Source organism: Pseudidiomarina woesei (genome assembly GCF_001418345.1).
Taxonomy (GTDB): Bacteria; Pseudomonadota; Gammaproteobacteria; order Enterobacterales; family Alteromonadaceae; genus Pseudidiomarina; species Pseudidiomarina woesei.
The window spans coordinates 236,771-263,270 of the sequence record NZ_LIPW01000002.1; the positions used below are offsets into that span (position 1 = coordinate 236,771).

Sequence of the window (26,500 nt, forward strand, 5' to 3'; positions counted from 1 at the left end):
TTATAAGGCTTAAATAGTGCGCTTCAAGCGTTGCGTTTGGCTTTATACATGGCGTTATCAGCATGCAGAAGCAGTTTTTCAAGATCGTTACCATGCTGTTTTGACAGCGCAATACCAAAGCTTGCCGCTAAGTCAAACTGGATATTCGGTATGCTCGCTATTTGAATTGCTTTGCCTAAGGCGTGCTGAATTTTTTTTACAATAGCTTCGGCGTCGCTTTGCTGCTGAATACGTTCAAGTAGTACGACAAACTCATCACCGCCAATTCGAGCGACTGTGTCGTGGCTGCGCACCGCAGTACTTAGGCGCTGTGCTGCGGCATGCAGTATTTGGTCACCAATAGCATGGCCATATTTATCGTTTATTTCTTTAAAATGGTTTAAGTCAATGTAAACAATGGCGATGTCACTATGGTGCTCAAGCGCTTGGGTTGCGCGTTGATAAAAATAACTGCGATTAGGTAACTCGGTGAGAGGGTCAAACATTGCAAGCTTTTCAAGCTTCTCCAACAGCTGCTGGCGTTCTTTCTCTACTTTGCGTTGCGCTGTGACATCTCGTGCCACGGCCACGCGTAAATCATCTTTTTCTGAGTAGCGGGCAGACCAAAGTATGGTGGCAACCTCGCCACTTTTGCGAATATAGCGGTTTTCGAAATCAAACTTAACCACCCCCTGCATAATTTCGGTAGTGGCTTGGTGCGTGCGTTCATGGTCATCGGGATGCATAAACTCATACATGGAATGGCCAATCATTTCTTGCGGCGCGTAGCCAAATACCCGTTCTCCACCGGCGCTTACATAAATGAACTCGCCTTTCGGGTTCACCACACAAATAGCGTCAAGCAGTAAATCTATATACTCGCCGAGCGCTTCAAATGTTTTCAATTTAGGGTGCGTCATGGTTTGATCATCGTTTCGTTTTATTACAAAGCTATTATTATTTGATCCACACATTGGTATGACATCTTATACCAATTGTTAGTAATGTTGCGAATACTTGTCATGCATCAATGTGTTAGGCGGTTGATCTTTGTCTTCTAAATACCCATAGTGATTAAATACTTAATATAAGTAAGCGCTATGGCTGAACCACAAATTTGTGTCTAAGCTTAAGGGATGCATCGTTTAGATAAGGAGTTAGGCTATGTCGAGCAACGACAGCTTGAATACGTTAAGTACGCTAGAAGTAAACGGTAAAACCTTTCATTATCACAGCTTACCGAAAGCTGCTGAGCAATTAAAAAGTATTGGCGACGTTAGCAAGTTGCCGACGTCAATGAAGGTGCTGCTAGAAAACTTACTACGCAATGAAGACGGTAGCACGGTCACCAAAGACGATATTGAAGCCATTGGTCACTGGCTAAAAGAACGAAAGTCTGACCGCGAAATTCAGTACCGCCCAGCGCGCGTACTGATGCAAGATTTCACCGGCGTTCCAGCCGTCGTTGATTTAGCCGCCATGCGTGACGCCGTGGCCAAAGCTGGGCAAGACCCAGATCAAATTAACCCATTGTCAGCAGTTGATTTGGTCATTGACCACTCGGTTATGGTCGACAAATTTGCCACGCCCGAAGCTTTTAAAGAAAACGTTCGTATAGAAATGGAGCGTAACTTCGAGCGTTACCAGTTTTTACGTTGGGGCCAAAATGCCTTTGAAAACTTCCGCGTCGTACCACCGGGTACTGGTATTTGCCACCAAGTAAACCTTGAATATTTAGCCAAAGTCGCTTGGACCAAAGAGCAAGACGGTAAAACCTATGTCATGCCAGACACGCTGGTGGGTACCGATTCGCACACCACCATGATCAACGGCCTTGGTGTATTGGGCTGGGGTGTTGGCGGTATTGAAGCCGAAGCGGCAATGTTAGGCCAACCGGTGTCAATGCTAATTCCTGAGGTGATTGGTTTTCGTATGACCGGTAAGTTACCTGAAGGTGTTACCGCAACGGATTTAGTACTTACCGTAACCCAAATGCTACGCAAGCATGGTGTGGTGGGTAAATTTGTCGAGTTCTATGGCCCAGGCCTTGATAACCTGCCATTAGCAGACCGTGCCACCATTGGTAATATGGCGCCAGAATACGGTGCAACCTGTGGCTTCTTCCCAGTTGACCAAGAAACCTTGCGCTACTTAGAACTGTCTGGTCGCGATCAAGACACCATTGATTTGGTGGAAGCTTATGCAAAAGCTCAAGGCATGTGGCGTGAAACCGGTAACGAGCCAGTGTTTACAGATAGTTTAGAACTTGATTTAAGCACTGTAGAAGCATCGTTGGCAGGGCCGAAACGGCCACAAGACCGTGTTGGTATGCCGCAATTAGGAGCAGCCTTTGATTTGGTGCTAGAAAGCAGCGGTCAAAGTGCCGAAAAAGACAAAGCGGTGAAAGTGAAAGGCAAAGACTACAGTTTGTCACATGGTGATGTAGTTATTGCAGCAATTACTTCATGTACCAATACCTCGAATCCAAGTGTGCTTATGGCCGCTGGTTTGGTGGCGAAAAAAGCGATTGAAAAAGGCTTAAACCGCAAACCTTGGGTGAAGTCGTCGCTGGCGCCTGGTTCAAAGGTTGTGACCGATTACTTAGCCAAAGCCGGATTTACCCAATACCTCGATAAACTAGGCTTTAACCTTGTAGGGTACGGCTGTACCACCTGTATTGGTAACTCAGGGCCATTACCGGATGAAATTACTGACGCTATTCGCGAGGGGAATCTTACGGTGTCGTCGGTACTTTCGGGTAACCGCAACTTTGAAGGCCGTATTCACCAAGACGTGAAAGCCAACTGGTTGGCATCGCCACCCTTAGTGGTTGCCTATGCGTTGGCCGGTACAACCCGTATTGATTTGAGCAAAGACCCCTTAGGCGAAGATCAAAACGGCAACCCTGTGTACTTAAAAGACATTTGGCCAAGCAGCAATGAAATTGCTGAAGCTGTTCAGTTTGTAGACGGTGACATGTTCCGCCGTGAATATGGCGAAGTATTTAAAGGTGATGACGAGTGGCGCGCTATTCCAATTGGTGAGGGTAAAACCTACAACTGGAGCGATGACTCAACCTACGTGAAAAACCCGCCATATTTCATTGGTATCGACAAGCCGCTAGCCGGCCTTGGTGATGTCAAAGACGCACGGGTGTTGGCGGTATTTGGCGACACCATCACCACCGACCACATTTCGCCGGCCGGTTCTATTAAACCAGATTCGCCAGCGGGTAAATACTTGCAAGAAAATGGCGTGGCGGTGAAAGACTTTAACTCGTACGGTTCGCGTCGTGGTAACCACGAAGTGATGATGCGTGGTACTTTTGCCAATATTCGCATTAAAAACCAAATGCTAGATGGCGTTGAGGGTGGTTATACCCGACATATACCAAGTGGCAAAGAAATGTCGATTTACGATGCCGCGATGTTGTATCAGAAAGAAGAAACGCCATTGGTGGTGTTGGCAGGTAAAGAATACGGTACCGGCTCAAGCCGTGACTGGGCTGCAAAAGGCACCACATTGTTAGGCGTAAAAGCGGTTATTGCCGAGAGCTTTGAGCGTATTCACCGTTCTAACTTAGTGGGCATGGGCGTGTTGCCATTGCAGTTTATGGATGGCGAAGGCGTACAAGCGCACGGCTTAAAAGGCGATGAACAGATTAGTATTGTTGGCATTGATGACAACTTAAAACCAGGCCAAATGCTAAAAGTTCACGCCAAGAAGGCCGACGGTTCAACGGCTGAGTTTGAGGTGAAATGCCGCATTGATACTGGTAACGAGCTGGAGTACTACCGTAGCGGCGGCATTTTACATTACGTGTTACGACAAATGCTTAAATAAGCAGGGCGCGGCCACCGTCGACTTTAATCGACTCGCCGGTGACAAACGGGTTGTCGCGCAAAAAGCGCACCGTGGCGATCATCGGTTCAAGGCCGCCTTCTAGCTTTAATGGCGTTTCAGCGAGTACTTTTTGACGGTGCTCGCTGTCGTGCTCAGGCAAAAACAATATTGGCCCTGGCTGGATAGCGTTAACCCGCACCGCTGGGGCTAATTTTTTGGCGAATGCCAAGGTTAAACTGGCTAAGCCAGCTTTTGCGGCACAGTAGGCCACGTAGTTGGTTGAGGGGCTGTCGACGTAAATATCGGTGATATTCACCACACTGCCGTTGGCAACTGCTAATAATGGCTGTAAGTCGCGAATCAACAAATATGGCGCCGCTGTGTGCACGTTTAACACAGTGTTGAGGTTAGCCAAATCGTCGTCAACAACAGTATTGTCGAAAAAGCACGAGGCGTTGTTCACCAGTAAATCAAGCTGTTGTGTGTGCTGTTTCACCGCGCTAATTAACTGCGAAACCTGTTGCAGGTCAGCTAGGTTCGCTTGCACCGCAACCGCGCCGCGCTGCTCAAGCTCGGAAACGCCGTCTTTAGAAGTGTTGTAGTGGGCTATCACCTGATAACCATCGTCAAGTAGAGCATGAGCTAGGGCTAAACCAAAGCGCCGACCCGAGCCGGTAATGAAAGCAGTTTTGCTATTAGTCATGACTTAACTCCATGTCGCGGGAGAGCTCGGTTGCTAATGGGCGCAAACTTTTAATCACCGCGGTTAAATATTCAGGCACTTGCTGCCAACTGTCGTCATACTGTGCTTCGCCTAAAATATCGATATCCATAGGTCGATCTTTTTGGCTGCTCAACGGGTCGTCACGATCGCGACCGAGATCAATTTCTATTTGATTAAATTGCTGTTTTAGCTCCCGCGCATTGAGCGGGGTATCAATGAGTAACAGCGCGTTTAAAAACTGCGCTTGGCTTTGCATGGCCACAGGGCGGGTATAAATAGCCCGTGAATAGTGAGCGTGACCAAGAATTTTAAGCCGCTCTCGTGCTTTGGCAAAGTTTTTCTCGGGCGCAATGTTTGCCCCCATGGTGCATAAAAATAATCGACGCATAGTGATTTCCATACTGCAATGCTTGTGAGCATACCTTAAGTTGCAATGATTTTCCTCACTTGGTAGCCTAGATACAAAGGGCTACAGGAAGGAATAGTGCCAAACCGCGCAAGGTTCGTTATTCACATCTCGCTGTTGTTACTCATCACGCTGTTTGCGCGACCCACGTATGCCTTGTCGCAATCAACGGCTGAACCCCCTTACGCACTCAGTGCCCCCGAATTAAGTCGTGAAGGCTACTTTGTACTTAGCGCACAAGCGCAATCATCAGCTCCAGTACAGTCGTTGTGGGTAGATTACGCCACCAGTGCTCAGTTTTCTTATGTTAGTCGCTCATACCCATGGTTGGGGCAGGGCGTGCAAGACTTTCAACAAATTACCTTAACCGGATTCACGTCGGGCGATCATTACTTCCGTTTGCGTAACGCTGCGGGCGATGTGCTTAGTAACGTGGTGCATGTGCGAGTGGATCACTACCCGTTGTGGCAGGCGCTCGGATTATTCTTTGCGGGTTTAACGGTATTTATTGTTCTGGTGGTGTTGATTATTGGCAACCATCGCGCGGCGTCACGCGCTAAAGTATTGCAATCTAAAGGTGCCAACCATGAATAAAGCCACTGATTTTGCGCTCGATAGCACGCTTGGCCTAACCCTAGTTGCCATATTTGGTGTGCTGTGGATAGCTTTTGGCTGGTATTTGGGCCGCAAAAACAAGTCACATGAAGACTTTGCCTTAGCTGGCCGCAATGTCGGCTTCGCCTTAGCCGCAGCCACTGCTATGGCCACGTGGGTAACCAGTAACACCACCTTGGTAGCCCCACAATTAACCTATCAGCTAGGTGTTTGGGGCATGGTCGGCTACTCATTTGCTGCCTTAGGGCTCATTTTATTTGCCCCCCTTGCAGCGCGAATTAAACGCTTAATGCCCAATGGTTATACATCGGGCGACTTTATTCGATTGCGCTTTGGGCGTGCTGCGTGGTGGGTATTCATGGTTATTTCGGTGGTGTATGCCATGGGCTGGTTGGTTAGCTTAGGCATGGCTGGCGGTATTTTACTGCAAGCCCTCAGTGGCTTGGACTACCACATTGGCATGAGCGCAATTTTGCTCATCTGCGTGGGCTATACATTGTTTGGCGGCTTACGCGCCGTTATTGCCACCGATTTTATTCAAGCACTGATTATTATTGTTGGTGTGGTGGGTATTGCGTGGTTTTTAATCGACACCGTCAGCTTAGAGACTATTCATACAGAGCTCAGCACGGACCATCCGCAGCTACTTGATTTGCTGTTTCCAGCTGCAGTGATGTTTTTATTCAATAACATTTTCTTTGGTTTGGGTGAGATTTTTCATTCGAACGTGTGGTGGTCACGGGCGCTGGCGTTCAAAGGTAAGGTCGCCTTTAAAGCCTTTATGTTGGGCGGATTGCTGTGGTTGCCAATTCCTATCGTGACAGGCTTTATTGCGCTTGCTGCACCGCAGTTAGGCATTTTTCCGCCTACCGCCGACATGGTCGGGCCTATGGTCGCTGCCGAAGTGCTGGGCAAGGTCGGCGCTATTGTGGTGTTTATCGTGGTATTTTCCGCATTAGCGTCTAGTCTTGACTCATTGTTGGCGGCCACATCTGACCTAGTGACGCGTGATTTTTATCATAAGAAATTACGCCCCGCAGCAAGCGATCAGCAATTATTGCGGGTTAACCGCTATTGTATAGCCGGCCTTGGCATACTGACTTGGCTGTTATGTCTGCCGCAAATTGCGACCCTAGGCGCATTACTGAATTTTGCCGGCGCCTTTGTAGCTAGCACTATTTTTCCAATAGTTTTTGGCCTGTACCAACGTCGTTTAACGGGTGGTTATGCGGCTTTAGCAATGGCGGTCGGCACCATGGCAGGCTTGGTGAGTTATTTTGCAATTGGCTTTTATGTGGCGGCGTTAGTTAGCTGCGTTGTTTCAGCAGTGATATGTGCTGCTGGCCTGTGGCGTAGTCGCACCTTGTTTAATTGGCAAGACATGCAGGAGCGTGCGTAATGCTCGGCTTAACTGGTTTTAGTGTGTTGGTCACGGTGTGCTTAATTTTAACGGCTTTAGCGCCAGTAGTTTTATTGGGGCTATGGTTAAAAGATTTAATTTCTAAACAACTTTGGTAACCCATTATGAATGTAAATGACGTTTCGTTTGAACGCGAACGGCCTGATGTGTATGGCGATGCACACCCAAAAGCGCTGTTACGGGTCATTCAAGAAGACGGTGATTTTTTAGTTAAGTTGGCTAATCAGCACATTGTGTCGGGCGATCAATTTGATCAAGACACTATGAAGCAACTGTTTCGCCTAGCGGCAAAAATAGAGAGTAATCCAAAGCGCTTTAGCTCACCGCTGCAAAACAAAATTTTGATCAGCGCTTTTTATGAGCCGAGTACGCGTACTCGGCTATCGTTTGAAAGCGCCTGGCACCGCTTAGGTGGCGATATTATGTCAATTACAGACCGTTCTACCACGGGTATTGCCAAAGGTGAGTGCTTAGCCGATGTGGCTGAAATGTTTAATAATTACGGCGACTGTGTGGTTCTGCGTGACAACAACGAAAGTTCATTGTACGAAATGATGGATGCCTTGCGTATTCCCATTATTAACGCCGGTAACGGTGTGGATGAGCACCCAACACAGGCGTTGTCTGACATGTATGCCATTTTTAAGTGGCGTCCAGAGCTGATTGACCCTGCTAACAATAGCAAAATTCGTATTGGCGTTATTGGGGTACCGAATAAAATGCGCACAGTACGCAGCTTTCTAAAATGCTTGTCGGTGTTTCCCCATGCGGTTGAAGAACTGGTAATTATTCATGACCAAGCCAGCGCCAAAGAGCTATTTGGTGCAGGCCAGCGTGAAGAACTAGAAGCCCGTGGCATAAAAATTAGCACCGCCACTGAGCTTGATGACGTGCTACCACAGTTAGATGTGGTTTACATTAACGCCATATCTTGGGAAGGCGACACCTTTAACACCTATGGCAGTGCGTTTCATTTAACCGCTAACTCGCCACTTAAAGACGATGCCATTATTTTGCACCCACTGGCGCGTGGCGAAGAGTTATCGACCGATTTAGACCATACCGCACACAACTGGTACTTCAGCCAAGCTCGCGGCGCTGTGTTTCTGCGCATGGCGTTGCTTACTTGTATGGTTGAACGTGCTGAGCGCGTTATTGACGTGGTATAACCCGAGGAGTTTGAAGTATGTGTGGAATAGCAGGAATTTTTAATCGCGATGCCAGCCAAGCGCCACAGGCGCAAACCTTGGTCAATATGGCTGCCATTATGCATCACCGCGGGCCTGACGGTTTTGGCTACCATGTTATGCCCAACACCGGCGTTGGTTTTAGCCACGCGCGATTGTCAATTATTGATTTAAACGAAGACCGCGCTCGCCAGCCATTTTTAAACAAAAACGGCAATTTGTTGCTAGCTCACAACGGTGAATTTTATGACTTTAAACGCATTCGTGCAGACTTAACCGCGCAAGGCGCACGCTTTCACAGTAAAAGTGATTCGGAAATTGTTCTGCACTTGTTTGAACGCGTTGGCCTAGAACGTACGCTAACCGAACTGCGTGGTGAGTTTGCTTTTGCGCTTTATGATCAAACCGACGACGCTATGTACTTAGTGCGTGACCGGTTTGGTATTAAGCCGCTGTATTACGTTGAAACTGACCAAGGCGTGGTATTTGGCTCAGAATTAAAAGTATTGTTTGCGCACCCAAGCGTAAAACGTGAGTTTTCATCAGAAGGTTTGTATCACCAGCTTATTCAAGTGATGGTGCCGGGTTCCACCGCATTTGCTGGGGTTAAACAAGTAGCGCCTGGGCATGTGGTAAAAATACAACGCCAAAATGGCAAGTTAACACTGTCTGAAGACAAATATTGGGACGTTAATTTTCCGCAAGTGCACGAGTATCCGGGCGATGACGTAGACGAGACACAGTATATTGAAGGTGTGCGCAAACATTTGTTGGAAGCCGTACAACATCGCTTAACCGCCGATGTTCCCGTTGGTTGTTACTTGTCCGGTGGTATTGACTCATGCGCAATATTGGGGCTGTCAGCGGCTGCCACACAAACCTCAGTGAAAGCTTTTACTATTGGCTTTGACTCAAATGAGTACGATGAAACCCCTATTGCCCAAGAAATGGCTGAAGCCACGGGCGCCGATCATCACATCATGCGACTCAATGCCGATGATCTGTATGATCATTTTGTGAAAACTATTTGGCACACCGAACGCACTATTTACAACACCTTGGGCGTTGCGAAGTATTTAATGAGCCAGCAGGTTAACCAAGTTGGCTATAAAGTAGTGTTGACGGGGGAAGGCTCAGATGAGCTGTTTGCGGGTTACCCAGCATTTCGTAAAGACATGTTTTTGCATGGCTTAGACCATTTGCCGGATAGCGAACGTAAGGCGTGGCAAGAGCTGCTAGAGAAAAACAACAAGTTGTTCAAAGGGGCCATGCTAGCGCGCGAAGAATTTGTCAGCCCCGCGTTTAACGCAAAAATGGGCTTTACCCCAAGCTGTGTGCAGCCGTGGTTGTCGTGCGGAGATATTGCGCTGCCACTGATTGCCGAAAAACGCCGTGAAAAACTAACCGACTATGACGCCGGTAAAGCCATTGCCGAAACTTTAGACGAAACCATGCTCAAAGGTCGCCACCCGTTAGACCGTGCTCAGTACGTTTGGATAAAAACCATGTTAGAAGGGCAGATTCTAACGTGGGGCGGTGATCGCGTTGACATGGCGAACTCGATGGAAGCCCGTCCAGCGTTTTTAGACCATCACTTAGCTGAATATGCGTTTACCGTACCGCCGCATTTGCGTATTAAAGGCAATAAAGAAAAATATGTACTGCGCGAAGCCATGAAAGGCTTATTGCCTGAGACTTTGTACAAACGCGAGAAGTTTGCGTTTATGGCGCCGCCGGCGCATACCGATCCGAAAAAGTGGCAGGCGGTGCTGAAACTGGCTGAGCAGTTTTTGTCAAAAGAAGCGGTGGAAGAGGCCGGTTTACTCGACTTTGATGCCGTACAAACCACTTTTGCACGGCATGAATCCGACACGGTTTCAATTGACGAAAAAGTACAACTTGATGCGGTGATTAACCATATGCTTGGGGTACAAATTCTGCACCACCATTTTGTCAAAACTGACGTGCCGCAGTTAGCGCAACAGCGTGCCAACGAACTTGGTTGGCACGCCTAATCGCTTAACGAACGAGTTCAATTAGCGCTTTGGCTATATCGGTGTTGTCGATATAGCCTTTGAACGCCTCTGCACCTGGGCCGGAAGCCATGACAGGTACGTCTACGGCAGTATGGCCACCGGTAGTCCAGCCGGTACGGGTATGCTCGCTGATAATACGAACCAGCACCTGATGAATAGGCTTCAAACGGTCGCGGCCTGACAGTTCTTTATCTAGCTTCACTTCGCCTAATTGCTTCCATTGTTTACTAGTAAGTTTGAACGCCAGCTTGTCTTCCACATAAGCCCGCCATTGCTGACGTGGCATATCGAATAAATGGGTTGCTATGCCTTCAATTGACTGGCTAATAGCATTCACTTTATCTGAGTGCCAAGCGTATTCACCGCCGTGGCCAAGGGTTAAACCGCCCGTTGAGTGGTCAGCGGTAATGACTAATAAAGTATTTGGGTGCTTAGCGATATAATCACGAACAACCTGCACTGCAGCCGCAAAGTCAGCCATTTCATGCACCGCACAGGCAATATCGTTGGCATGGCCGCACCAATCAATCATGCTGCCTTCAACCATTAACGCAAACGGCTTGCCGTTTGCGGCGCTTTTTTCCGTCAATAGGCGTAGGGCATGGGTTGTCATGTTGGCTAAACGGCCAGGTTTATCGTCAATGGCAAATGGCAACGCTTTGGGTGCCAACAAGCCCATCACTGGTGTATGTGTTTGTTGTGCTAAATGCTCCATGCTTGTCACAATTTGCAGGCCTTGTTGCTCAAGCTCCGGTAACCAGTTTTTGTCATCGCGATGAAAGTAATCGTAACCACCGCCCAATAGTACGTCGAAACTCCAACCGCCATTAGCAACTTGTGTTGCATACGAATCGGCAATGTCATTGTACATGTTGCGAGAAGGGTGGTGGGTGAAAAAACTCGCTGGCGTAGCATGATTTACTTGTACTGTTGCCACCGCCCCGGTAGCCCAGCCATGTTGACGAGCAATCTCCATTAACGTGCGTTGTGGTGCTTTATCGGTGTCGACACCAATGGCACCGTTGTAACTTTTTACGCCACTAGCCAACGCTGTTGCGCTTGCTGCTGAGTCGGTTACCCAAGTGTCGTCATCTGGATATGTTGTTGCGGCACCAACCAACAAATCATCAAAGGGTGTCTTAGCAAGTTGGTCGGCGCCGAGTTGGCTCATGGCATAGCGGTAAGCCGAAATATACTCAAACCCCATACCGTCGCCAATCATAAAGATAATATTCGGCGCTGGTGTAGCAGCAGGTTCAGAAGTTGTGGTGCTTGCGCAACCGCTTAATGTTAAGCTCGCAATTAGCGTAGCTGCACCTGCTGAAATAAATTTATTCATAAGCGCTTAGAGCCTCTAAGTAAACAATTTCGCCAATCATAGCACGAGCTTATGACAGCTTAATGACTTAATCAGTCGAGTGAACAACTATGCTCGGTGACCTTCCATACAACGGGCTCCCAATAGCCACCATCGGTACGTGAAAACCGTTTTTCACGAATAAAATGGGCAGCAATATAGTAGGTTTTGTCGGCTTCAACGTTAAGTGTTAGCTGCTTTGCTGTATCGATACCGGATTTGCGACGTAACGAGCGATCGGAAATAAGCTCATGCACGCCAATAACATGCTCTCCGGCGGCTAATTTAAAGTTTGGATTTTTGTGTCTTACGTTATTGCCATCAATGGTATTGATAAATGCAGGGAAAAAATCGCGAGTCACTGGCGGGGTAAAGAACACACTAACGCGCCCACAAGACTGATTGGTTGCGTCAGTGACTGTTGATTCGCTAATTGTATTATCAACTTCTAAACGCCAACCAGGAATAACCGTTGCTTGTGCGACCCCTTTCAACTCAAGGGTGTCTGACCCACGTTGGATAGTCACACTAAACGCTTGGTTGTGCTCAAGTCGCTCGATGGTTTCTAATGTCGAGGCTAGCTCGCGCGGGTTTATCGCTTCGCCATTGATGTGCGTAAGTTTGTCATCTTTTTGCAAACCCATAGCAGCAGCGACCGATTGTGCACGTACCGTTAGCACGGTTCCATTGGGTTGTATAATAGCTCCCCAATCGACAAAACTTCGGGCCGGCTCTTCCAACACAACTTGTTCTTGTGAACCGTAAGCCTTGCTGGCTGCAATAGCGGCTGCGCGCGCGTTTTCACGTGCTTCTTGCTGCTGGGTATTGGCAGCGGTAATAGCTGTCGACGAAGCCGACGACAATGGGGTAAAGCTTGTAAGCAGTATAGCTAGGGTTAATATTGAGCGTTTCATGTCTTTCACTCCTATTGCGTTAATAGCGCACGTTGCTGCCACAAATACTCTAAAGTCGCCTCATCTGCGCCGTGCAGTAAAGCAAGTTGAATTCGTTCATCAAGCGCCGCCAGCGTGTAATTATTGGCAAGTAACATTGGTGTATCGCTGGCAGCAGCAGGGCCCGCGTTAGGTTGGGCATGAAACTGCCAGCCAATGTAGCTAACGGCTACAACAACAGCTGCGGCACTAGCCAACGCCCAAGCGCGACCGGGGCTGCTTGGTTTTACCTGCTGCCAAGTCAATTCTATCGAGTCGCTGTGCTGCTCAACATGCTTATTCCAACGACGTTGTAAGGCTTTCTCGTGATCGTTAATCATGTTGTTCCTCATTTAAAAAGGTATATAACTTTATTAAGGCGCGGCGATAACGTTGTCGTATTGTTGCCGACGGCTGCTGCATAAGCTCAGCGATTTCTTCATGGCTATAGCCCTCTCCAAGAAACAGCCAAACAATTGTGCGCTCCTGCGTTTCCAGTTGGCTAATCAACCTATCAATATCATCCAGTTGAGTTAACCAGTCCGCCATGTTGTGCCATGAGGTATCCGCAATGTCCGGTAGCTCGTTACTTATTTGAGGTTGTTGCCGGCGAAACTCAGCTAAGGCGGTGCGAATAGTTAATTGCTTTAACCAACCACCAAAAGCTTGCGGATCGCGAATTTGATGAATTTTACGAAAGGCTTGAATGAACACATCTTGCGCTAAGTCACGCGCTAATTCACGGTCGTGGCACAAACCCATTAAGGTGCGCAACACAGCAGGCTTAAAGGTTTCAAAAATAACCCGCTGTGCTTGCGATTTGCCACCTAAGGCCTGGTGAAATATTGTGGGGCTTAGCGCGCAACCAAAACCAATTCGTTTGTGTTCCACTCAATTCGCCTTTGTTGCTTATGTGTATTGATTACAACAATTAAGATGCAACAAAGGCGAGTACTGTGACAAGTTTAATTAAAATTGAATATCGGCATACACAGGGTCGTGATCTGACGAACGATAGGCTGAAGGTGCATACCATTGTGAGTTTTGCGCTGCACGGTCATATTGCAGAAGGGTTGGCTCATCAGCATTTATTGACCAAGTAGCCTGATTGACGACGCGGCCAGTTAACAGACTAGAAACCAATAAATGATCTAAGCTACCGGCTTGTGCGTCGTACACGTAGCTGTATGCTTGCGGGTCAAAGGCATCAATGCGATTGTAATATCCGTGCGCCAGTAAAGTCTGAATTGGGTCTTCTTGACCATAGGCATTAAAGTCTCCCATTAACACACGTAAGCCGTGATTTTTTAAATCCGGATGACTGTCAATAAAGGTGGCGAGATGCTTGGCTGATTCAGTACGGGCTGCATTCCAACATCCTTGGCCATCTTGTTGATTAGCATTGGGATTTTGTGCGTCTTTGGGGCAGCTACCTTTTGATTTGAAGTGGTTTACGGCTATGACTAAATTTTCCACAGTGTTGCTCGGAGCAAAGCGCTGAATTAAAGGCAAGCGACTGCGGGTTCCAAATGGAGCTTCGGTAATGGTCAGGGGTTGACCTTGAGGTTGTACTTTGTCGCTACGATAGATTAAACCGTTGGTAATACTATCATCACCAAAACTGTTTACCCCCGCACGTATAAAGCGCCAAGGGTGCCCTGTTTGCTTGGCTAACGCCGCGGTTAATTCAGCAATTGCACTGTATTGGTCATAGCCATCATTTTCAATTTCCATCAGACCAATAATGTCAGCATTTAGCAGGCTCAACGCCGCAATGATTTTGTCGTGCTGACGTTGAAAATCAGCGGCAGATTTAGCTCCGCGCTCGGTAGGAAAGCTTTTTTCAGCACCATTGCCATTGAAGTAATTCAATACATTAAACGCAGCCACGCGAACCGTGTTGGTCGCTGGCGCTGCGGGCGCCGTTGGCCGCTTATTCGTTTCAATAACGGTTACGGCGGTAGTTGGTTGCAGCCGGTACGAGCCTTTAAACTCATTTAATACACCGGTTACCGGAGCAATAACATCACCACTTCGTAACGTGTTCTCAGCGGTAAGTGAGGGCTGCGGTAGGTTAATTTGTGGTGGGTTTGGCGCTAAATTATCGTCAATAATTAATCTTGCTAAGTTATTGGCTTGCGCTTGAGCTCGCGCGTCAGCCCCCGGCTTGTGATGTTGCGTTGGCGTGTATAAACGCATGGGTGCAACATCAAATTGACCGTGGCGTTGCAATTGATAGTGGCCGTTTACGGTCAGTGATTGCGTGAGTGATAGCAGCATTCCTTCAACGGCTTCAAATGCTTCAGTACTTGCAACTGGTAGCGTAAACGGCGTTGCTTCTGTGGTTTGCTCTGAAGCACAAACGGCACTGGCACTAATGTTTTGCAATTGAGTTACGCCATTATGCTCGTGCACTACACCGGTAATGTACACCGCGTCGCCAACCTTGACTGTGGCATTTTGTTCGGCAATAAATAAGCCGTTTGAGGTGGCCGCATTGTGGTCGTCGTCAACCTCTGCGCTTTGAATGAAATAGCCACCAAGCTCATTTTTATTGTGCCAGTTGGCGGTTACCACACCACGCGTAGTTAGCGTTTGATTTAGCAGTGGCGACACGTCACCGCTGCCTTGAATTTGCGGAATAGGGGTGATTTCGACATCACATAACGCCGGCTTGCTTAATTGAGCACAGCTACTTAACAGAAGTAGCGATAAGCTACTTACGCTTAGGCGTACGATATTTTTGTTGTTCATAGGTTCCTACTTCAAGTACGTCTGCGGCATCAAGTCGTTCCGCGTCCATCATGGTGGCAATTCGTTGCATACCGGCAACTAATTGTGATTGTTCCCAGTCAGCGAGTGCTTGGAATTTGTGTATAAAGTCTTCTTGCAAAGGCCGAGGAGCTTCGGCAAGTCGCTCGCTACCCCGCGTTGTAAGTGACAACACCACGCGGCGCCGGTCTTGCACACTACGCTCGCGATGAATAAGTTCACGATGTTCTAAGCGGTCGATAACATTACTTACAGTTGCTGGGCTTAGGGTAATATTTTGTGCGACCGAACTTGCCGTAATGCCTTCAGGCGCAGCAGCAATTTCGCGCAGTATTAACAACTGTGGTGCGGTTAGTCCGGTACGCTTATTTAACTGTTTTGAGTACAAATCTGTTGCGCGAATAACTTTGCGTAATGCAAGCAACAGCTCTTCGTACTTTTCCATAAGTAATTCCGTTTGTTCTCAATGTATTAGCGTCGAGCTGATAATTCAGTACGACGAATTTGTACAACCAACCCTAAGCGCGGATGATCAAAGTAATGGGTTTCGTGACTGATGACACGGCGCAATTGATTGAGCCGATAACTACGCAAGAATTTAGAGTCTAGCTGAGGTTGCAAGGCCTGTTCAATTTGAGCAGCTAATTCGCGTTGATTAAACTGCACGCGTTGCGGTTCTCGTAGCTCGAGATCGCTATCAATATGTAAGTAATTACCGACCAAATAAATATGTAACGTACCGTCTAACTCCCACACCGGGGTAGGGCGTTCTGAGCGCTCTCGTGCAGCAAGTAATGGCGGCGGGTTCGGGGTGCGATGATCGCGGTAGCTCAGTTGAAGTTGTTGTTGCTCAACACGATTCAATAAACTCTCAAGTTCTTCGAATAATTGCGGCACTTGCTTGGATGAGTGTTCAGCAGCTGGCTCAAGCGCTACAAATGGCAGTTGCGGGTAGCCATTGGGTAAAAATTCAGGGCCAAAATTACGCCCACCGAAGAGCCGAACCTTGTAATTTTCCGCTCGATTGAACACTGGCGTGCGGTATGTGGCATGCAATAGTGGCGTACCAACATTGCGGCGGATAAGTTGCTCACGAAAGTCAGCAAATTCGAATTCTTCCGACGCTAATAAAAACGGACCTGGCTGTGTCTGCATGTCGCCGCCATAGCCACTAATTATTGTTGCCGGTGCTGCACTAAAACCACTCATGATGCGCGCAGAGTCATACCAAACCGAGTATGGGTCTAGTTCGCTTGGCATTGCGCAGAACACGGGGCGTGTAAGATTTTCTTCAGGGCAAATATCAAGCGCGTGCAGAAAGGCGCTGAAGTCAGGCGCGTAAAACGCCGACAGCAGATCATTTTGCGCTTCAAATTGACGCGGCGGATGCCATGGAAAGCTCTCGTTTTCGTCGTTCGGAGCGTGTTTAAACACTAACACTTCAACATCGAACCAACGCCAATCAGCCGGCGATTGTTGTGCGCCAGCGCTCATGCTACAAAGCCCCATCACGGCAATTATGCTGTTACGCAACCATGCTGTCATAACTATCCTCGTGCGAATTCTTCAAGTAATGACTCTACCAGTTTCAGGCGGCTTTGAGTATCTTCAATTTTCCCAAGATAACGTAAACGGTTCGGGCCTTCTAGGCGGTACAAATTCGGTTGCGACTGAATTAAACCAATTAATAATTGCGGCGAAACACGAGTGTCGTCGGCAAATTCAAAGTTGATACCTAGCGGGCCGCCATCTATTTTACGAATACCTAGTTTACCCGCGCGATTGCGCAACTCGGTAACACGAATGAGGTTTTTTACCGCATCTGGCAATAAACCAAAACGGTCAATTAGCTCAACTTGAATTTCATGCAGGCCTTGGCTGTCATCGCTGCTGGCAATACGCTTATATAAACTTAAGCGGGTGTTTACATCGGCAATATAAGTGTCTGGTAACAAAGCTGGCACGCGTAAATCTACTTCTGATTGTGCTTTTAGCAGTTGATCCAGTGCCGGTTGCTTACCGTCGCGTAGCGCAGTGACAGCTTGCTCAAGCATTTCCATATACAAAGTAAAGCCAATAGTTTCAATTTGGCCGCTTTGCTCATCACCAAGTAGCTCGCCGGCACCTCGAATTTCTAAGTCGTGGGTCGCCAACATAAAGCCAGCGCCTAAGTCTTCTAGCTGCGAAATAGCCTCAAGGCGCTTTAAAGCATCTTTGGTCATACGCTTAGGCGGTGGGGTCAGTAAGTATGCATAGGCCTGATGATGCGAGCGGCCAACTCGGCCGCGAAGTTGATGCATTTGTGCCAAGCCAAGATGGTCGGCACGGTCCATGACAATAGTGTTTGCTGTGGGTACGTCAATACCGGTTTCGACAATAGTGGTGCACACCAACACGTTATAACGTTGATGATAAAAGTCCGACATGATGCGCTCGAGCTCGCGCTCGCGCATTTGTCCGTGGGCCACAGTAATGCGCGCTTCGGGAACCAGCTCGGCTAGCTTTTCAGCGGTTTTATCTATGGTTTCGACATTGTTGTGTAAGAAATACACCTGCCCACCACGCAAAATTTCGCGCAATATGGCCTCACGAATAGTTGGCTCGTCATATTCACGAACAAAAGTTTTCACCGCTAGTCGCTTCGCCGGTGGCGTTGCAATAATAGATAAATCACGTACGCCTTGCATGGCCATGTTGAGCGTTCGTGGTATGGGGGTTGCAGTTAACGTGAGAATATCTACGTCGGCGCGAAGCTTTTTAATGGCTTCTTTTTGACGCACTCCAAAGCGATGCTCCTCGTCGACAATCAATAATCCTAAGTCTTTAAACTTCACGTCGGCACTGAGCAATTTATGGGTTCCAATAACCAGGTCAATTTTGCCTTCGGCCATGTCATCGAGAATTTTCTGGGTTTGTTTGCCCGTTTTAAATCGAGACAGAACTTCAACGCGAATGGGCCAATCAGCAAAACGATCCTTAAAGTTTTCGTAGTGCTGCTGCGCAAGCAGGGTGGTGGGTACTAGCACCGCCACTTGTTTATTGTCATTCACGGCAACAAAGGCAGCGCGCATAGCGACCTCGGTTTTACCGAAACCAACGTCGCCACACACTAACCGGTCCATGGCGCGGTCCGACTGCATGTCGCCAAGCACACCGGCAATAGCCGCTTGTTGGTCATCGGTTTCTTCGAATGGAAAGCTTGCCGCAAAGCGCTGATATTCGTTGTGATCAAGTCGATATTGATAGCCAGGCTTGGCTTCACGACGGGCATACACGTCTAATAATTCAGCGGCCACGTCACGAATTTTCTCAGCCGCTTTACGTTTGGCTTTTTCCCACTGGTCATTGCCTAATTTGTGCAACGGTGCCGAGCTTTCTTCGCCGCCGCTATAACGGCTTAGCACATGTAAAGCGGCAACTGGCACATACAACTTACTGTTGTTGGCATATTCAATGGTGACAAACTCGGTGGTGACGCCGCCGGTGTCTAAGGTTTGTAAGCCTTGGTAACGGCCGACACCGTGATCAATATGAACGACCGGCTGACCAATGCGCAATTCCGCTAAGTTACGCACCATATTTTCGGCGTTAACGGTGGCTTTTTGATCGCGGCGACGACGCTGGGCAATGCGCTGGCCAAGTAATTCGGTTTCAGTAATGACGAGCAGTTTGTGTTCTGGCAACGCAAACGAGTTAATAATTGGGCTCACACTGACGCCGCATGGGTCATTGCTGTCTAAAAACGCTTGAAAGGTTTCAAACTCAGCTAAGCCTAATTGTAGTGGCGCTAATAATTCGCGTAAGGTTTCACGGCGCCCAGCGGACTCCACCAAAAATAATACGCGGTAGCTGTTATCAAACGCGTTAGCCAAGCGCTGCTGTAGGCTCTCTAGCGGGTTTTTTAGTTGGTGATTAACGGCTATTTCGCCAATCGCTTCACTAGCAAACTGTTGTGGGCCGGGTTGCGGTTTGTCACCGGGCACCATAGCGCGTATACGCGGCATGGCTTTAAAGGCCCCATGTAGTTGGTCAACACTAAGGTATAACTGCTGTGGCGGTAGCAACGGGCGTAAGGGGTCATAGCGACGCTGCTCGTAGCGCTGGTTAATGTCGTGCCACAAATGGTCAAGGCTGCCCTGTAAATCGCCAAAACTAACTAATAACGTATTGTCGGGAAGATAGTCGAATAGCGTGGCGGTTTGTTCAAAAAATAGTGGTAAGTAGTATTCTATGCCGCCTGGAAATTGCTGATTCGACACTTGGTAATACACCGAATCGCGCGCGTTCGAAGCTTCAAATTGCTCACGATAGTTCGCCCGAAACCGCTCAATTGCCGTGGTGTGAGTTGGAAATTCGTGGGCCGGTAATAGGTTAATAGCGTCAATTTCACCTGCAGATAGCTGAGTATCTGGGTCAAAGGTACGAATGGAGTCAACTTCGTCATCAAAAAAGTCAATGCGAAAAGGTGCTGCGCTGCCCATGGGGAACAAGTCAAGCAAAGAACCGCGTACGCAAAACTCACCATGCTCCATAACTTGGGCAACATGACGATAACCAGCACGCTCTAGGCGTTGACGTAGCCCATGAATATCAAGTTTTTGACCTTTGTTAACTTGTATTGCTTGGCCGCTGACATAATCCGTTGGTGCAACCCGGTGCATCAGCGTGTTTAATGACACAATAAGCGCGCCGCGCTGCATATCTGGTAAGCGCGCCAATACGCTCAAGCGCTCAGAAATAATATCTTGGTGCGGAGAAAAGCTGTCATAAGGTAGGGTTTCCCAGTCCGGAAATACCATAACCTGTTGGCGCCAAGACGGGGCAAAATATTGCACCTCGTGCTCTAAGCGATGTGCTTGCGGCGCATCTGGGGTGACAATTAATACTGGCCCGTCATGTTGCTCAATGAGCTGGCCAAGAGCTAACGCAATGCTGCTGCCAGCTAACTGCTGCCAGGTCATGTCGCGCGCGCTGTCTTTCGGCTTGGGCGGGTTAAGAATGGACGCCTTGGTCATGAGTTTCTGAATTCTCTACTGCGTATGTTCATTGGGAAACGAAATTTTGTTGAGAGTATACCGCAACTTGGCGCTTGGATCAGTCGTCAGTTTTCTTTATGCTTGCAGCGCTAAGTTATTTAGGAATAAATATGTTTAAGCCTGCCACTCTATTTTTAGGGTTCCGATACAGCCGTGCTCGACATGGCAATAAATTTACGCGTTTTATTAACCGCTTTGCCTTGGCCGGCATCTTAATTGGTGTCGCTGCGCTGATTATTGTCAGCTCGGTAATGAACGGCTTTGAGCAGCAACTTAAGCAACGAATTCTTGGCGTGGTACCGCAACTGGTGGTGACTGCAGCCGATGGCTCAAGTGTTGAGAATTGGTCTGAGCTGGCTGCAAGCGTGCCTAAGTTAACGGACCAAGTTGCAGTGTTTCCGCAAGTGGGCTCAGCAGGTGTGGTACAAAGCAGTGGGCAATTGCGACCCGTTTATATTCAAGGGCTGTTTCCGCACACGGCCGATGCGGCGGTGCAATGGCAACCGTTGCGCGACTATCAAGTGTATGGCGATGTTGAAAAACTGCGCTCTGGTGAGTATCGAGTTATCTTAGGCCAGGCTTTGGCGCAAGAACTGGGAGTATGGCCGGGCGATACTATTCGTGTGGTTGCGGCGGCGGGAGGTGTTTACACCCCGCTAGGTTTAATGCCAGCTCAACGTCAGTTCACGGTTGCCGCCATTGTCGGTATGCAGTCTGAAGCTGATAGTCAATTGCTGGTAATGCATGGCGCCGATGCCGCACGATTATTGAGGTTACCAGCAAATCACGTTTCTGCGGTACGCTACTACTTTAACGACCCATTTAGTGCTCTTAAGGTTGAAGCTCAACTGCAGGCCGCCGTTGGTGAGGCCTACAAAACGCAGTCATGGCGCGCACAATATGGTGAATTGTTTGACGCAGTGAGCATGGAAAAACGCATGGTGAGCTTAATGCTCGGGCTTATTATTGCGGTTGCGGCGTTTAATATTGTGTCAGCGTTGATGATGGTTATACAGGACAAACGTGCCGATATTGCCATTTTGCAAACCATGGGTTTGCGCCGTAGCCATTTGCACATGATGTTTATGGTACAAGGGCTGTTTAATGGTTTAGTGGGTAGCTTGGTGGGGCTCATTATTGGCCTGTTAGTTGGTAATTATCTTAATGAAATTATTCAGGGGCTCGGTATTGATTTAAGTTTTACTGGGCAACTTGGGTTGCCGGTGCTAATGCAGCCGCTGCAAATTACCATCATTGTACTCGCAGCGATGTTGCTAACCCTGTTAGCCACGTTGTACCCAGCGTGGCGCGCTAGTCGCGTTTTACCAGCAGAAGCTTTGCGTTATGAATAATAAAAAGGATTCGCCCATGCTCATGGAGTGTCGTCATTTATCGCGTAGTTACCAAGACGGTGACAGGCAGCTACAGGTGTTGCAAGACATTAATTTATCGGTTGCCGCCGGTGAAATGTTAGCTATTGTTGGCAGCTCTGGCTCGGGCAAGAGCACCTTGCTGCATTGTATGGGTGGGCTTGACAAGCCAAGTGCCGGTTCGGTGTTATTCGGCGGGCAGGCCATTGAAGAGTGGTCAGCAAACAAATTAGCCGACTGGCGTAATCAGCAACTTGGCTTTATTTATCAGTTTCACCATTTGTTGCCTGAGTTTACGGCACTGGAAAATGTCGCTATGCCATTGCTTATTGCCGGCATAAAAGCAACTCAGGCAGAACTACGAGCCAAGGCGTTATTGCAACGGGTAGGCTTAGCGGAGCGTGCGCAACATCGGCCGGCGGAATTGTCGGGCGGTGAACGTCAGCGGGTGGCTATTGCTCGGGCTTTAGCGAATGAACCAAGCTTAGTTTTGGCCGATGAGCCTACCGGGAATCTTGACGACGCAACAGCCGTGCAAGTATTTGAGTTACTGAAAGAGCTGAACCAAGAGCTCGACACGGCCTTTGTGATTGTGACGCACGATCAAAGTTTGGCAGCACAACTCCCACGTACGCTTAGCCTACATCATGGCCAACTTGAACAGGTGGAGCAAACGGCATGATGCAGCCGTGGAATTTAACCTGGCAATTAGCGCTACGTTTTCGCGGCCGCCGCGAGCGTTCAGGGTTTATTTCGTTTATTTCAGCGTCGTCCACGCTTGGCATTGCGCTTGGCTGCATGGTTTTTATTGCGGGCTTAAGTGTCATGAACGGCTTCGAAAAAGTATTACAAGAGCGTTTTTTGAGTTTAATTCCGCATGTTGAATACACCGCGGTAAATCAGCAGTTAAAAAACCCGGAAGCCATTTTAGCGGCTAGTCGTGCTCACCCGGCTGTGCGTTCTGCTAACCAAGTTATCCGCACCCAAGCTATGGTTCAGCAAGGCGCGCAATTTACAGGGGTGCAGGTGCACGCCGTTGACACTAGCCAACCTCAAGCCATTGCCGACTATACTGCGTCAGAAACTTGGCAGGCGTTACAGGCCACTGCCGGTGGCGTGGTGCTAGGACATCAGTTAGCGCAAAAGCTCAAGCTGACGCGTGGCGACAAACTCATGTTATTAGTGGCTCAAAACGCCAACTTTAAAGAACCAAGGCGAGTACGGTTAGAAGTGGTTGGCACCTTCAATTTTGGCGGCCAAGTTGACCATCAATATGCTTATGTCAACCTAGCGACAGGTCGCAACCTAGTCGGGTTAGAGCAGGGCTCAACGGCGGTCGAGCTATACTTGAATGACGTTATGCAGGCACAACAAGTAGCCAATGAACTGGGCTATCGCATTGAAGACTATGTGTATATTGACCATTGGATGCGCGCTCAAGGCCACTTATATCGTGATATTCAACTTGTGCGTTTTGTCATGTATTTGGTGCTAATTTTGGTGTTAGCAGTGGCATGCTTCAACATTGTTTCAACCCTGATCATGACAGTACAAGAGAAACAACGACACATTGGTATTTTGCGCACTATGGGCCTGCGCGCTCAACAAATCATGCGAGTATTCATTTGGCAAGGGCTGCAGAATGGTTTGGTTGGTATCGTTTTTGGTGTTGTAGCAGGGGTAGCTTTAACGCTGGCGTTACCTAAGTTCATGGCGGCGTTACAGTGGCTTACCGGTAGCTCATTGTTGGCCAGCGATGTCTATTTTATTGACCAAATTCCGGTTGATTTGCAGATATGGAATGTTTTCATGGTTGCAGCAATAGCACTTGTTATGAGTGTTGTTGCTACCTTGTACCCAGCGTGGCGTGCTGCAAAAACCGAAATAGTTCGCGCTATAAGTGGCTAGTCATGATGGACACGCTGTTTTGCTTTGATAAGCATGCGTTGAGCCCGCTCGCGCCAAGCATTAACCACTGATTGACGCCACAGTATGCTAATTGAGAAATAACCAATAATACTGCTTACTACTGCCATAATTAAACAGCCCAGTAAAAAGGCCGGGCCAATAGTCGTAACGCTTTCACCAAGCCACTGCCATGATAGTTCAAAACTGAACGTTTGCGATGGTTGGTCTAAAATAAACGCACCAAGCAAATAGCAAAAATAAAACAGCACTGGCATGGTAATTGGATTAGACACCCAGACTAGGGCAACCGACAAGGGTAAGTTCACCCGAAACGGAATGGCAGCAGCGGCTGCTAATACCATTTGGAAAGGAACCGGTATAAACGCGCAAAATAACCCAACTGCAAATGCGCCTGCTGCTGAACGACGATTGAGATGCCACAAGTTTGCGTCGTGTAGTAAACGACCAAAGATTTTCAAGCTTCGGCTGTTCTTCACGGTTTCATGATTTGGCATGATGCGTTGAATAAACTTACGTGGCATTTTTTGTCCGTCTAAATCAAGCTAACTTTTACGAGAAACAGGTACAACGTCCATGGATAGGTGGTTGTGCGCAGCACTTTTTGGCTATTCCCTGTCATTTTTTTTCAGCAAGCAACTGGTTCTTGCACAATGGTTATGGTTAGCGATTTTCGTGGCGCTAACAGCCATTGGTTTAACCTGGTGGCTTGATTGGCGCCAGCGCTCGCTGATGCTCGTTCTCGGTTGTGTATTGTGCGGTATTGCATGGGGTACTGGCAATGCTTATTTGCATTTTCAGCGTCAGTTGCCGCCGCACTTGTGGCAACAAACGCTGCCCATTGTTGTCGATATTACTGAAATAACCCAAATTGGCGAACAATATTGGCGGGTAGAGGGAACTCTAGTTAGTGCAGCCAATGAATACACTCCTAAGCAACCGCAGCTGCGATTGAATTGGTATGAACCGCCGGCACAATTAGAACCACCACAGGCCGGTACACGCTGGCAATTTCTGGCGCGATTAAAAGCACCGCAAGGTGTACGTAATGACGGTAGCTTTTTGTACCACCGTTATTTAGTGAGTCGACAAATTCATGGGCTCGGCAGTATTCGCAACGGTTTTTATGTCAGTGGTGAAGCTTCCTGGCGGCAACTGTTATTTGAACGCTTACAGCCATTGGCTCCGCACTTGCGACAATTCGGTGTGTTGCTTGCCTTGATCATGGGGGAGCGGCAGGCTTTAACATTCGACCAATGGCAAATGTATCAGCGCACTGGGCTGGCTCACCTTATTGCTATTTCTGGCTTGCATTTAAGTTTAGTTGCAGGCGGAGTGCTGTTTGCAAGCCATAGTCTTGGTCGCTATGCAGCGCGAAGTCGACGTCGGCGAGAGCAGTTAAACAGCTGGCAAGTTGGGGTGCTAATCGCACTTGTGGCTGCTTTGGGTTATGCCGCTTTGGCTGGGTTTGCAACGGCTACCTTGCGCGCATTTGCCATGTTCGCGGTTGTCATTGTGCACAAACACTATGCCATTCATACGCCCATGAGTCGCGTGTTGCTGCGTTCAATTGGCGTGGTGGTATTGTTTGAGCCATTTGCCTGGCTGCAACCCGGGTTTTGGTTATCTGTGACGGCGGTCGCCACCATTATGCTCATGCATTGGCGGTGGCCCCAAATTCACGGGCGATGGCGTGCATTGCGCGAGTTATGGCGTTTGGAGTTGGTACTGACGTTACTGATGTGGCCTCTCACCGCAATGTTATTTGGTGGTTTGCCCGTGCTTGCACCGCTGACAAATCTGGTGGTGGTTCCAATTATTGCTATGTGGGTTTTGCCGCTAAGCCTATTTGCCATGCTGGCGGCGCTTTGTAATAGCTTAGCTATTGCTGGGGGGCTGTTATGGCTCGCGGAACAACCGTTAAACTTGCTCCAACCTATTTTAAGGTACTTAGGCAGTGCAACGTGGCAGTGGTTGCCGAGCACTGTTACTGGCCCTGTTCTGCTTATCGGGTTGCTTGTTGTGGTATGGCTTTGGCCTTGGCGCTGGCGCTGGAAATTCTCCCTAAGTGCCGCATTGGTGCTTAGTTTGTTAGTTATACAGCAGCTAACCCGACAACGCAGCGATCTAATACTGCATATTCTTGATGTTGACCAAGGCAGCGCTATGGTATTGCAGCAAGGAGCTACTGCACTGTTAATTGATACTGGGGCCAATTGGGAGCTGGGTGGCAATATGGCGGAACGCGTGATTATTCCGTTTTTACAACATCATCAGTTAACACCGGAGGTTGCTTTTGTCAGCCATACAGACAATGACCACAACGGCGGGGTGGCACTGCTAAAACAGCTTTACCCACGGGTGCGTTGGTTTGGTAGTGGCACTGGAAGTCCATGCGTTGCCGGACAATCTGGGCAATGGAAAAAAGCACATTGGCAGGTTTTACATCCGCGTACGGTAACCGATAATTCCAATAACGATGATAGCTGTGTGCTGCTGCTAACTATCAATGACACGCGAGTATTATTGCCTGGCGATATCACCAAAGGTGCTGAGCGGCAATTGCTTGCCCACGCAGCGAACGTAAAAGCAGATATTTTAGTGTTGCCGCATCATGGCAGTAATAGCTCGAGTGAAGGTTATTTTTTAAGTGGCGTTGCACCGCAACACGCGATAGCAAGTCGTGGTCGTAACAACGCATACGGTATGGTGGCAGAGCCGGTTAAACAGCGTTTGCGGCAACGCAATATTTCACTGTTAGATACCGCGCTAGGAGGCCAGTTGTCGATTAGCTTTCAGGCCGGTAGTTACGAAATTGAACAGCCTTGGGCGGGCCGTCATCGAGCATGGTTTGATGCAGATAACTAGCCAGTAACCCTACAAAGCGGTTAGAATGC

The 26,500-nt window shown here is 48.4% G+C and carries 21 protein-coding genes; 9 read left to right on the top strand and 12 right to left on the bottom strand.

Annotated elements, in window-relative coordinates:
- Positions 1-23 precede the first annotated feature (23 nt).
- On the bottom strand, positions 24-899 hold the full coding sequence (locus ASC40_RS05190; protein ID WP_055438715.1) for a sensor domain-containing diguanylate cyclase: 876 nt from the start codon (positions 897-899) through the stop codon (positions 24-26).
- Positions 900-1,143: 244 nt separating this feature from the next.
- Here ASC40_RS05190 and acnA point away from each other — a divergent pair, with 244 nt between their 5' ends.
- Positions 1,144-3,822 carry an aconitate hydratase AcnA gene (gene acnA / locus ASC40_RS05195; protein ID WP_055438716.1) on the top strand — a complete coding sequence of 893 codons (2,679 nt, stop codon included), beginning with the start codon at positions 1,144-1,146 and terminating at the stop codon, positions 3,820-3,822.
- On the opposite strand, the gene ASC40_RS05200 is transcribed toward acnA, so the two are convergent.
- Together ASC40_RS05200 and folK are read right to left on the bottom strand one after the other, a co-directional pair.
- Entirely contained in the window at positions 3,815-4,525 is a 711-nt protein-coding gene (locus ASC40_RS05200; RefSeq protein WP_055438717.1) for an SDR family oxidoreductase, read from the bottom strand. The two genes, acnA and ASC40_RS05200, sit on opposite strands and share 8 nt — an antisense overlap.
- On the bottom strand, positions 4,518-4,934 hold the full coding sequence (gene folK, locus ASC40_RS05205; protein ID WP_072243388.1) for a 2-amino-4-hydroxy-6-hydroxymethyldihydropteridine diphosphokinase: 417 nt from the start codon (positions 4,932-4,934) through the stop codon (positions 4,518-4,520). The genes ASC40_RS05200 and folK overlap by 8 nt, the downstream gene beginning before the upstream one ends.
- 96 nt (positions 4,935-5,030) lie before the next feature.
- Here folK and ASC40_RS05210 point away from each other — a divergent pair, with 96 nt between their 5' ends.
- From ASC40_RS05210 to asnB, 4 genes are all read left to right on the top strand, one after another.
- Entirely contained in the window at positions 5,031-5,546 is a 516-nt protein-coding gene (locus tag ASC40_RS05210; protein WP_055438718.1) for a hypothetical protein, read from the top strand.
- Complete coding sequence (locus ASC40_RS05215) at positions 5,539-6,966, top strand: sodium:solute symporter family protein (protein ID WP_055438719.1); 1,428 nt, start codon at positions 5,539-5,541, stop codon at positions 6,964-6,966. Before ASC40_RS05210 ends, ASC40_RS05215 begins: the two co-directional genes overlap by 8 nt.
- Positions 6,967-7,091: 125 nt before the next feature.
- A complete protein-coding gene (locus ASC40_RS05220; RefSeq protein ID WP_055438720.1) occupies positions 7,092-8,156 on the top strand; it encodes an aspartate/ornithine carbamoyltransferase family protein in 1,065 nt (354 codons plus the stop codon).
- Between the two features lie 17 nt (positions 8,157-8,173).
- A complete protein-coding gene (gene asnB / locus ASC40_RS05225) occupies positions 8,174-10,189 on the top strand; it encodes an asparagine synthase (glutamine-hydrolyzing) (protein ID WP_055438721.1) in 2,016 nt (671 codons plus the stop codon).
- 4 nt (positions 10,190-10,193) lie between these two features.
- Here the strand turns inward: asnB and ASC40_RS05230 are convergent, their stop codons facing one another.
- From ASC40_RS05230 to mfd, 8 genes are all read right to left on the bottom strand, one after another.
- Positions 10,194-11,549, bottom strand: coding sequence for an alkaline phosphatase (locus ASC40_RS05230; RefSeq protein WP_055438722.1), 1,356 nt, complete (start codon positions 11,547-11,549; stop codon positions 10,194-10,196).
- A gap of 71 nt (positions 11,550-11,620) precedes the next feature.
- Positions 11,621-12,481, bottom strand: coding sequence for a PDZ domain-containing protein (locus ASC40_RS05235; protein ID WP_055438723.1), 861 nt, complete (start codon positions 12,479-12,481; stop codon positions 11,621-11,623).
- 11 nt (positions 12,482-12,492) lie between these two features.
- Positions 12,493-12,840, bottom strand: a complete 348-nt coding sequence (locus ASC40_RS05240; RefSeq protein ID WP_055438724.1) for a hypothetical protein — start codon at positions 12,838-12,840, stop codon at positions 12,493-12,495.
- Positions 12,833-13,390, bottom strand: coding sequence for an RNA polymerase sigma factor (locus ASC40_RS05245; protein WP_055438725.1), 558 nt, complete (start codon positions 13,388-13,390; stop codon positions 12,833-12,835). The genes ASC40_RS05240 and ASC40_RS05245 overlap by 8 nt, the downstream gene beginning before the upstream one ends.
- A gap of 78 nt (positions 13,391-13,468) precedes the next feature.
- A complete protein-coding gene (locus tag ASC40_RS05250) occupies positions 13,469-15,253 on the bottom strand; it encodes an ExeM/NucH family extracellular endonuclease (RefSeq protein ID WP_055438726.1) in 1,785 nt (594 codons plus the stop codon).
- Positions 15,216-15,716, bottom strand: coding sequence for a MarR family winged helix-turn-helix transcriptional regulator (locus ASC40_RS05255; RefSeq protein ID WP_055438727.1), 501 nt, complete (start codon positions 15,714-15,716; stop codon positions 15,216-15,218). Before ASC40_RS05255 ends, ASC40_RS05250 begins: the two co-directional genes overlap by 38 nt.
- 26 nt (positions 15,717-15,742) lie before the next feature.
- Positions 15,743-16,816 (bottom strand): CsiV family protein, encoded by a 1,074-nt coding sequence (locus ASC40_RS05260; protein WP_055438728.1) that lies wholly within the window; start codon positions 16,814-16,816, stop codon positions 15,743-15,745.
- A gap of 2 nt (positions 16,817-16,818) precedes the next feature.
- On the bottom strand, positions 16,819-20,286 hold the full coding sequence (gene mfd / locus ASC40_RS05265) for a transcription-repair coupling factor (protein ID WP_055438729.1): 3,468 nt from the start codon (positions 20,284-20,286) through the stop codon (positions 16,819-16,821).
- A gap of 131 nt (positions 20,287-20,417) precedes the next feature.
- Here mfd and ASC40_RS05270 point away from each other — a divergent pair, with 131 nt between their 5' ends.
- The 3 genes from ASC40_RS05270 to ASC40_RS05280 are packed head-to-tail and all read left to right on the top strand — an operon-like array spanning position 20,418 to position 23,585.
- On the top strand, positions 20,418-21,659 hold the full coding sequence (locus tag ASC40_RS05270; RefSeq protein WP_055438730.1) for a lipoprotein-releasing ABC transporter permease subunit: 1,242 nt from the start codon (positions 20,418-20,420) through the stop codon (positions 21,657-21,659).
- Positions 21,652-22,359 carry a lipoprotein-releasing ABC transporter ATP-binding protein LolD gene (gene lolD, locus ASC40_RS05275; protein WP_055438731.1) on the top strand — a complete coding sequence of 236 codons (708 nt, stop codon included), beginning with the start codon at positions 21,652-21,654 and terminating at the stop codon, positions 22,357-22,359. Before ASC40_RS05270 ends, lolD begins: the two co-directional genes overlap by 8 nt.
- Entirely contained in the window at positions 22,356-23,585 is a 1,230-nt protein-coding gene (locus ASC40_RS05280) for a lipoprotein-releasing ABC transporter permease subunit (RefSeq protein WP_072243389.1), read from the top strand. Before lolD ends, ASC40_RS05280 begins: the two co-directional genes overlap by 4 nt.
- Here the strand turns inward: ASC40_RS05280 and ASC40_RS05285 are convergent.
- A complete protein-coding gene (locus tag ASC40_RS05285; protein ID WP_055438732.1) occupies positions 23,582-24,127 on the bottom strand; it encodes a DUF2062 domain-containing protein in 546 nt (181 codons plus the stop codon). The two genes, ASC40_RS05280 and ASC40_RS05285, sit on opposite strands and share 4 nt — an antisense overlap.
- A gap of 52 nt (positions 24,128-24,179) precedes the next feature.
- On the opposite strand from ASC40_RS05285, the gene ASC40_RS05290 reads away from it, so the two are divergent.
- Entirely contained in the window at positions 24,180-26,471 is a 2,292-nt protein-coding gene (locus ASC40_RS05290; RefSeq protein WP_055438733.1) for a DNA internalization-related competence protein ComEC/Rec2, read from the top strand.
- The last annotated feature ends 29 nt before the right edge of the window (positions 26,472-26,500 follow it).

What these genes read in the sequence shown, in the direction of transcription:
- mfd (WP_055438729.1), bottom strand. Translation starts at nt 20,286, where the DNA reads ATGACCAAGGCGTCCATTCTTAACCCGCCCAAGCCGAAAGACAGCGCG.
- ASC40_RS05200 (WP_055438717.1), bottom strand. Translation starts at nt 4,525, where the DNA reads ATGACTAATAGCAAAACTGCTTTCATTACCGGCTCGGGTCGGCGCTTT.
- lolD (WP_055438731.1), top strand. Translation starts at nt 21,652, where the DNA reads ATGAATAATAAAAAGGATTCGCCCATGCTCATGGAGTGTCGTCATTTA.
- ASC40_RS05280 (WP_072243389.1), top strand. Translation starts at nt 22,356, where the DNA reads ATGATGCAGCCGTGGAATTTAACCTGGCAATTAGCGCTACGTTTTCGC.
- ASC40_RS05190 (WP_055438715.1), bottom strand. Translation starts at nt 899, where the DNA reads ATGACGCACCCTAAATTGAAAACATTTGAAGCGCTCGGCGAGTATATA.
- ASC40_RS05290 (WP_055438733.1), top strand. Translation starts at nt 24,180, where the DNA reads ATGGATAGGTGGTTGTGCGCAGCACTTTTTGGCTATTCCCTGTCATTT.
- ASC40_RS05215 (WP_055438719.1), top strand. Translation starts at nt 5,539, where the DNA reads ATGAATAAAGCCACTGATTTTGCGCTCGATAGCACGCTTGGCCTAACC.
- ASC40_RS05230 (WP_055438722.1), bottom strand. Translation starts at nt 11,549, where the DNA reads ATGAATAAATTTATTTCAGCAGGTGCAGCTACGCTAATTGCGAGCTTA.
- ASC40_RS05240 (WP_055438724.1), bottom strand. Translation starts at nt 12,840, where the DNA reads ATGATTAACGATCACGAGAAAGCCTTACAACGTCGTTGGAATAAGCAT.
- acnA (WP_055438716.1), top strand. Translation starts at nt 1,144, where the DNA reads ATGTCGAGCAACGACAGCTTGAATACGTTAAGTACGCTAGAAGTAAAC.
- folK (WP_072243388.1), bottom strand. Translation starts at nt 4,934, where the DNA reads ATGCGTCGATTATTTTTATGCACCATGGGGGCAAACATTGCGCCCGAG.
- asnB (WP_055438721.1), top strand. Translation starts at nt 8,174, where the DNA reads ATGTGTGGAATAGCAGGAATTTTTAATCGCGATGCCAGCCAAGCGCCA.
- ASC40_RS05255 (WP_055438727.1), bottom strand. Translation starts at nt 15,716, where the DNA reads ATGGAAAAGTACGAAGAGCTGTTGCTTGCATTACGCAAAGTTATTCGC.
- ASC40_RS05250 (WP_055438726.1), bottom strand. Translation starts at nt 15,253, where the DNA reads ATGAACAACAAAAATATCGTACGCCTAAGCGTAAGTAGCTTATCGCTA.
- ASC40_RS05235 (WP_055438723.1), bottom strand. Translation starts at nt 12,481, where the DNA reads ATGAAACGCTCAATATTAACCCTAGCTATACTGCTTACAAGCTTTACC.
- ASC40_RS05260 (WP_055438728.1), bottom strand. Translation starts at nt 16,816, where the DNA reads ATGACAGCATGGTTGCGTAACAGCATAATTGCCGTGATGGGGCTTTGT.
- ASC40_RS05285 (WP_055438732.1), bottom strand. Translation starts at nt 24,127, where the DNA reads ATGCCACGTAAGTTTATTCAACGCATCATGCCAAATCATGAAACCGTG.
- ASC40_RS05220 (WP_055438720.1), top strand. Translation starts at nt 7,092, where the DNA reads ATGAATGTAAATGACGTTTCGTTTGAACGCGAACGGCCTGATGTGTAT.
- ASC40_RS05270 (WP_055438730.1), top strand. Translation starts at nt 20,418, where the DNA reads ATGTTTAAGCCTGCCACTCTATTTTTAGGGTTCCGATACAGCCGTGCT.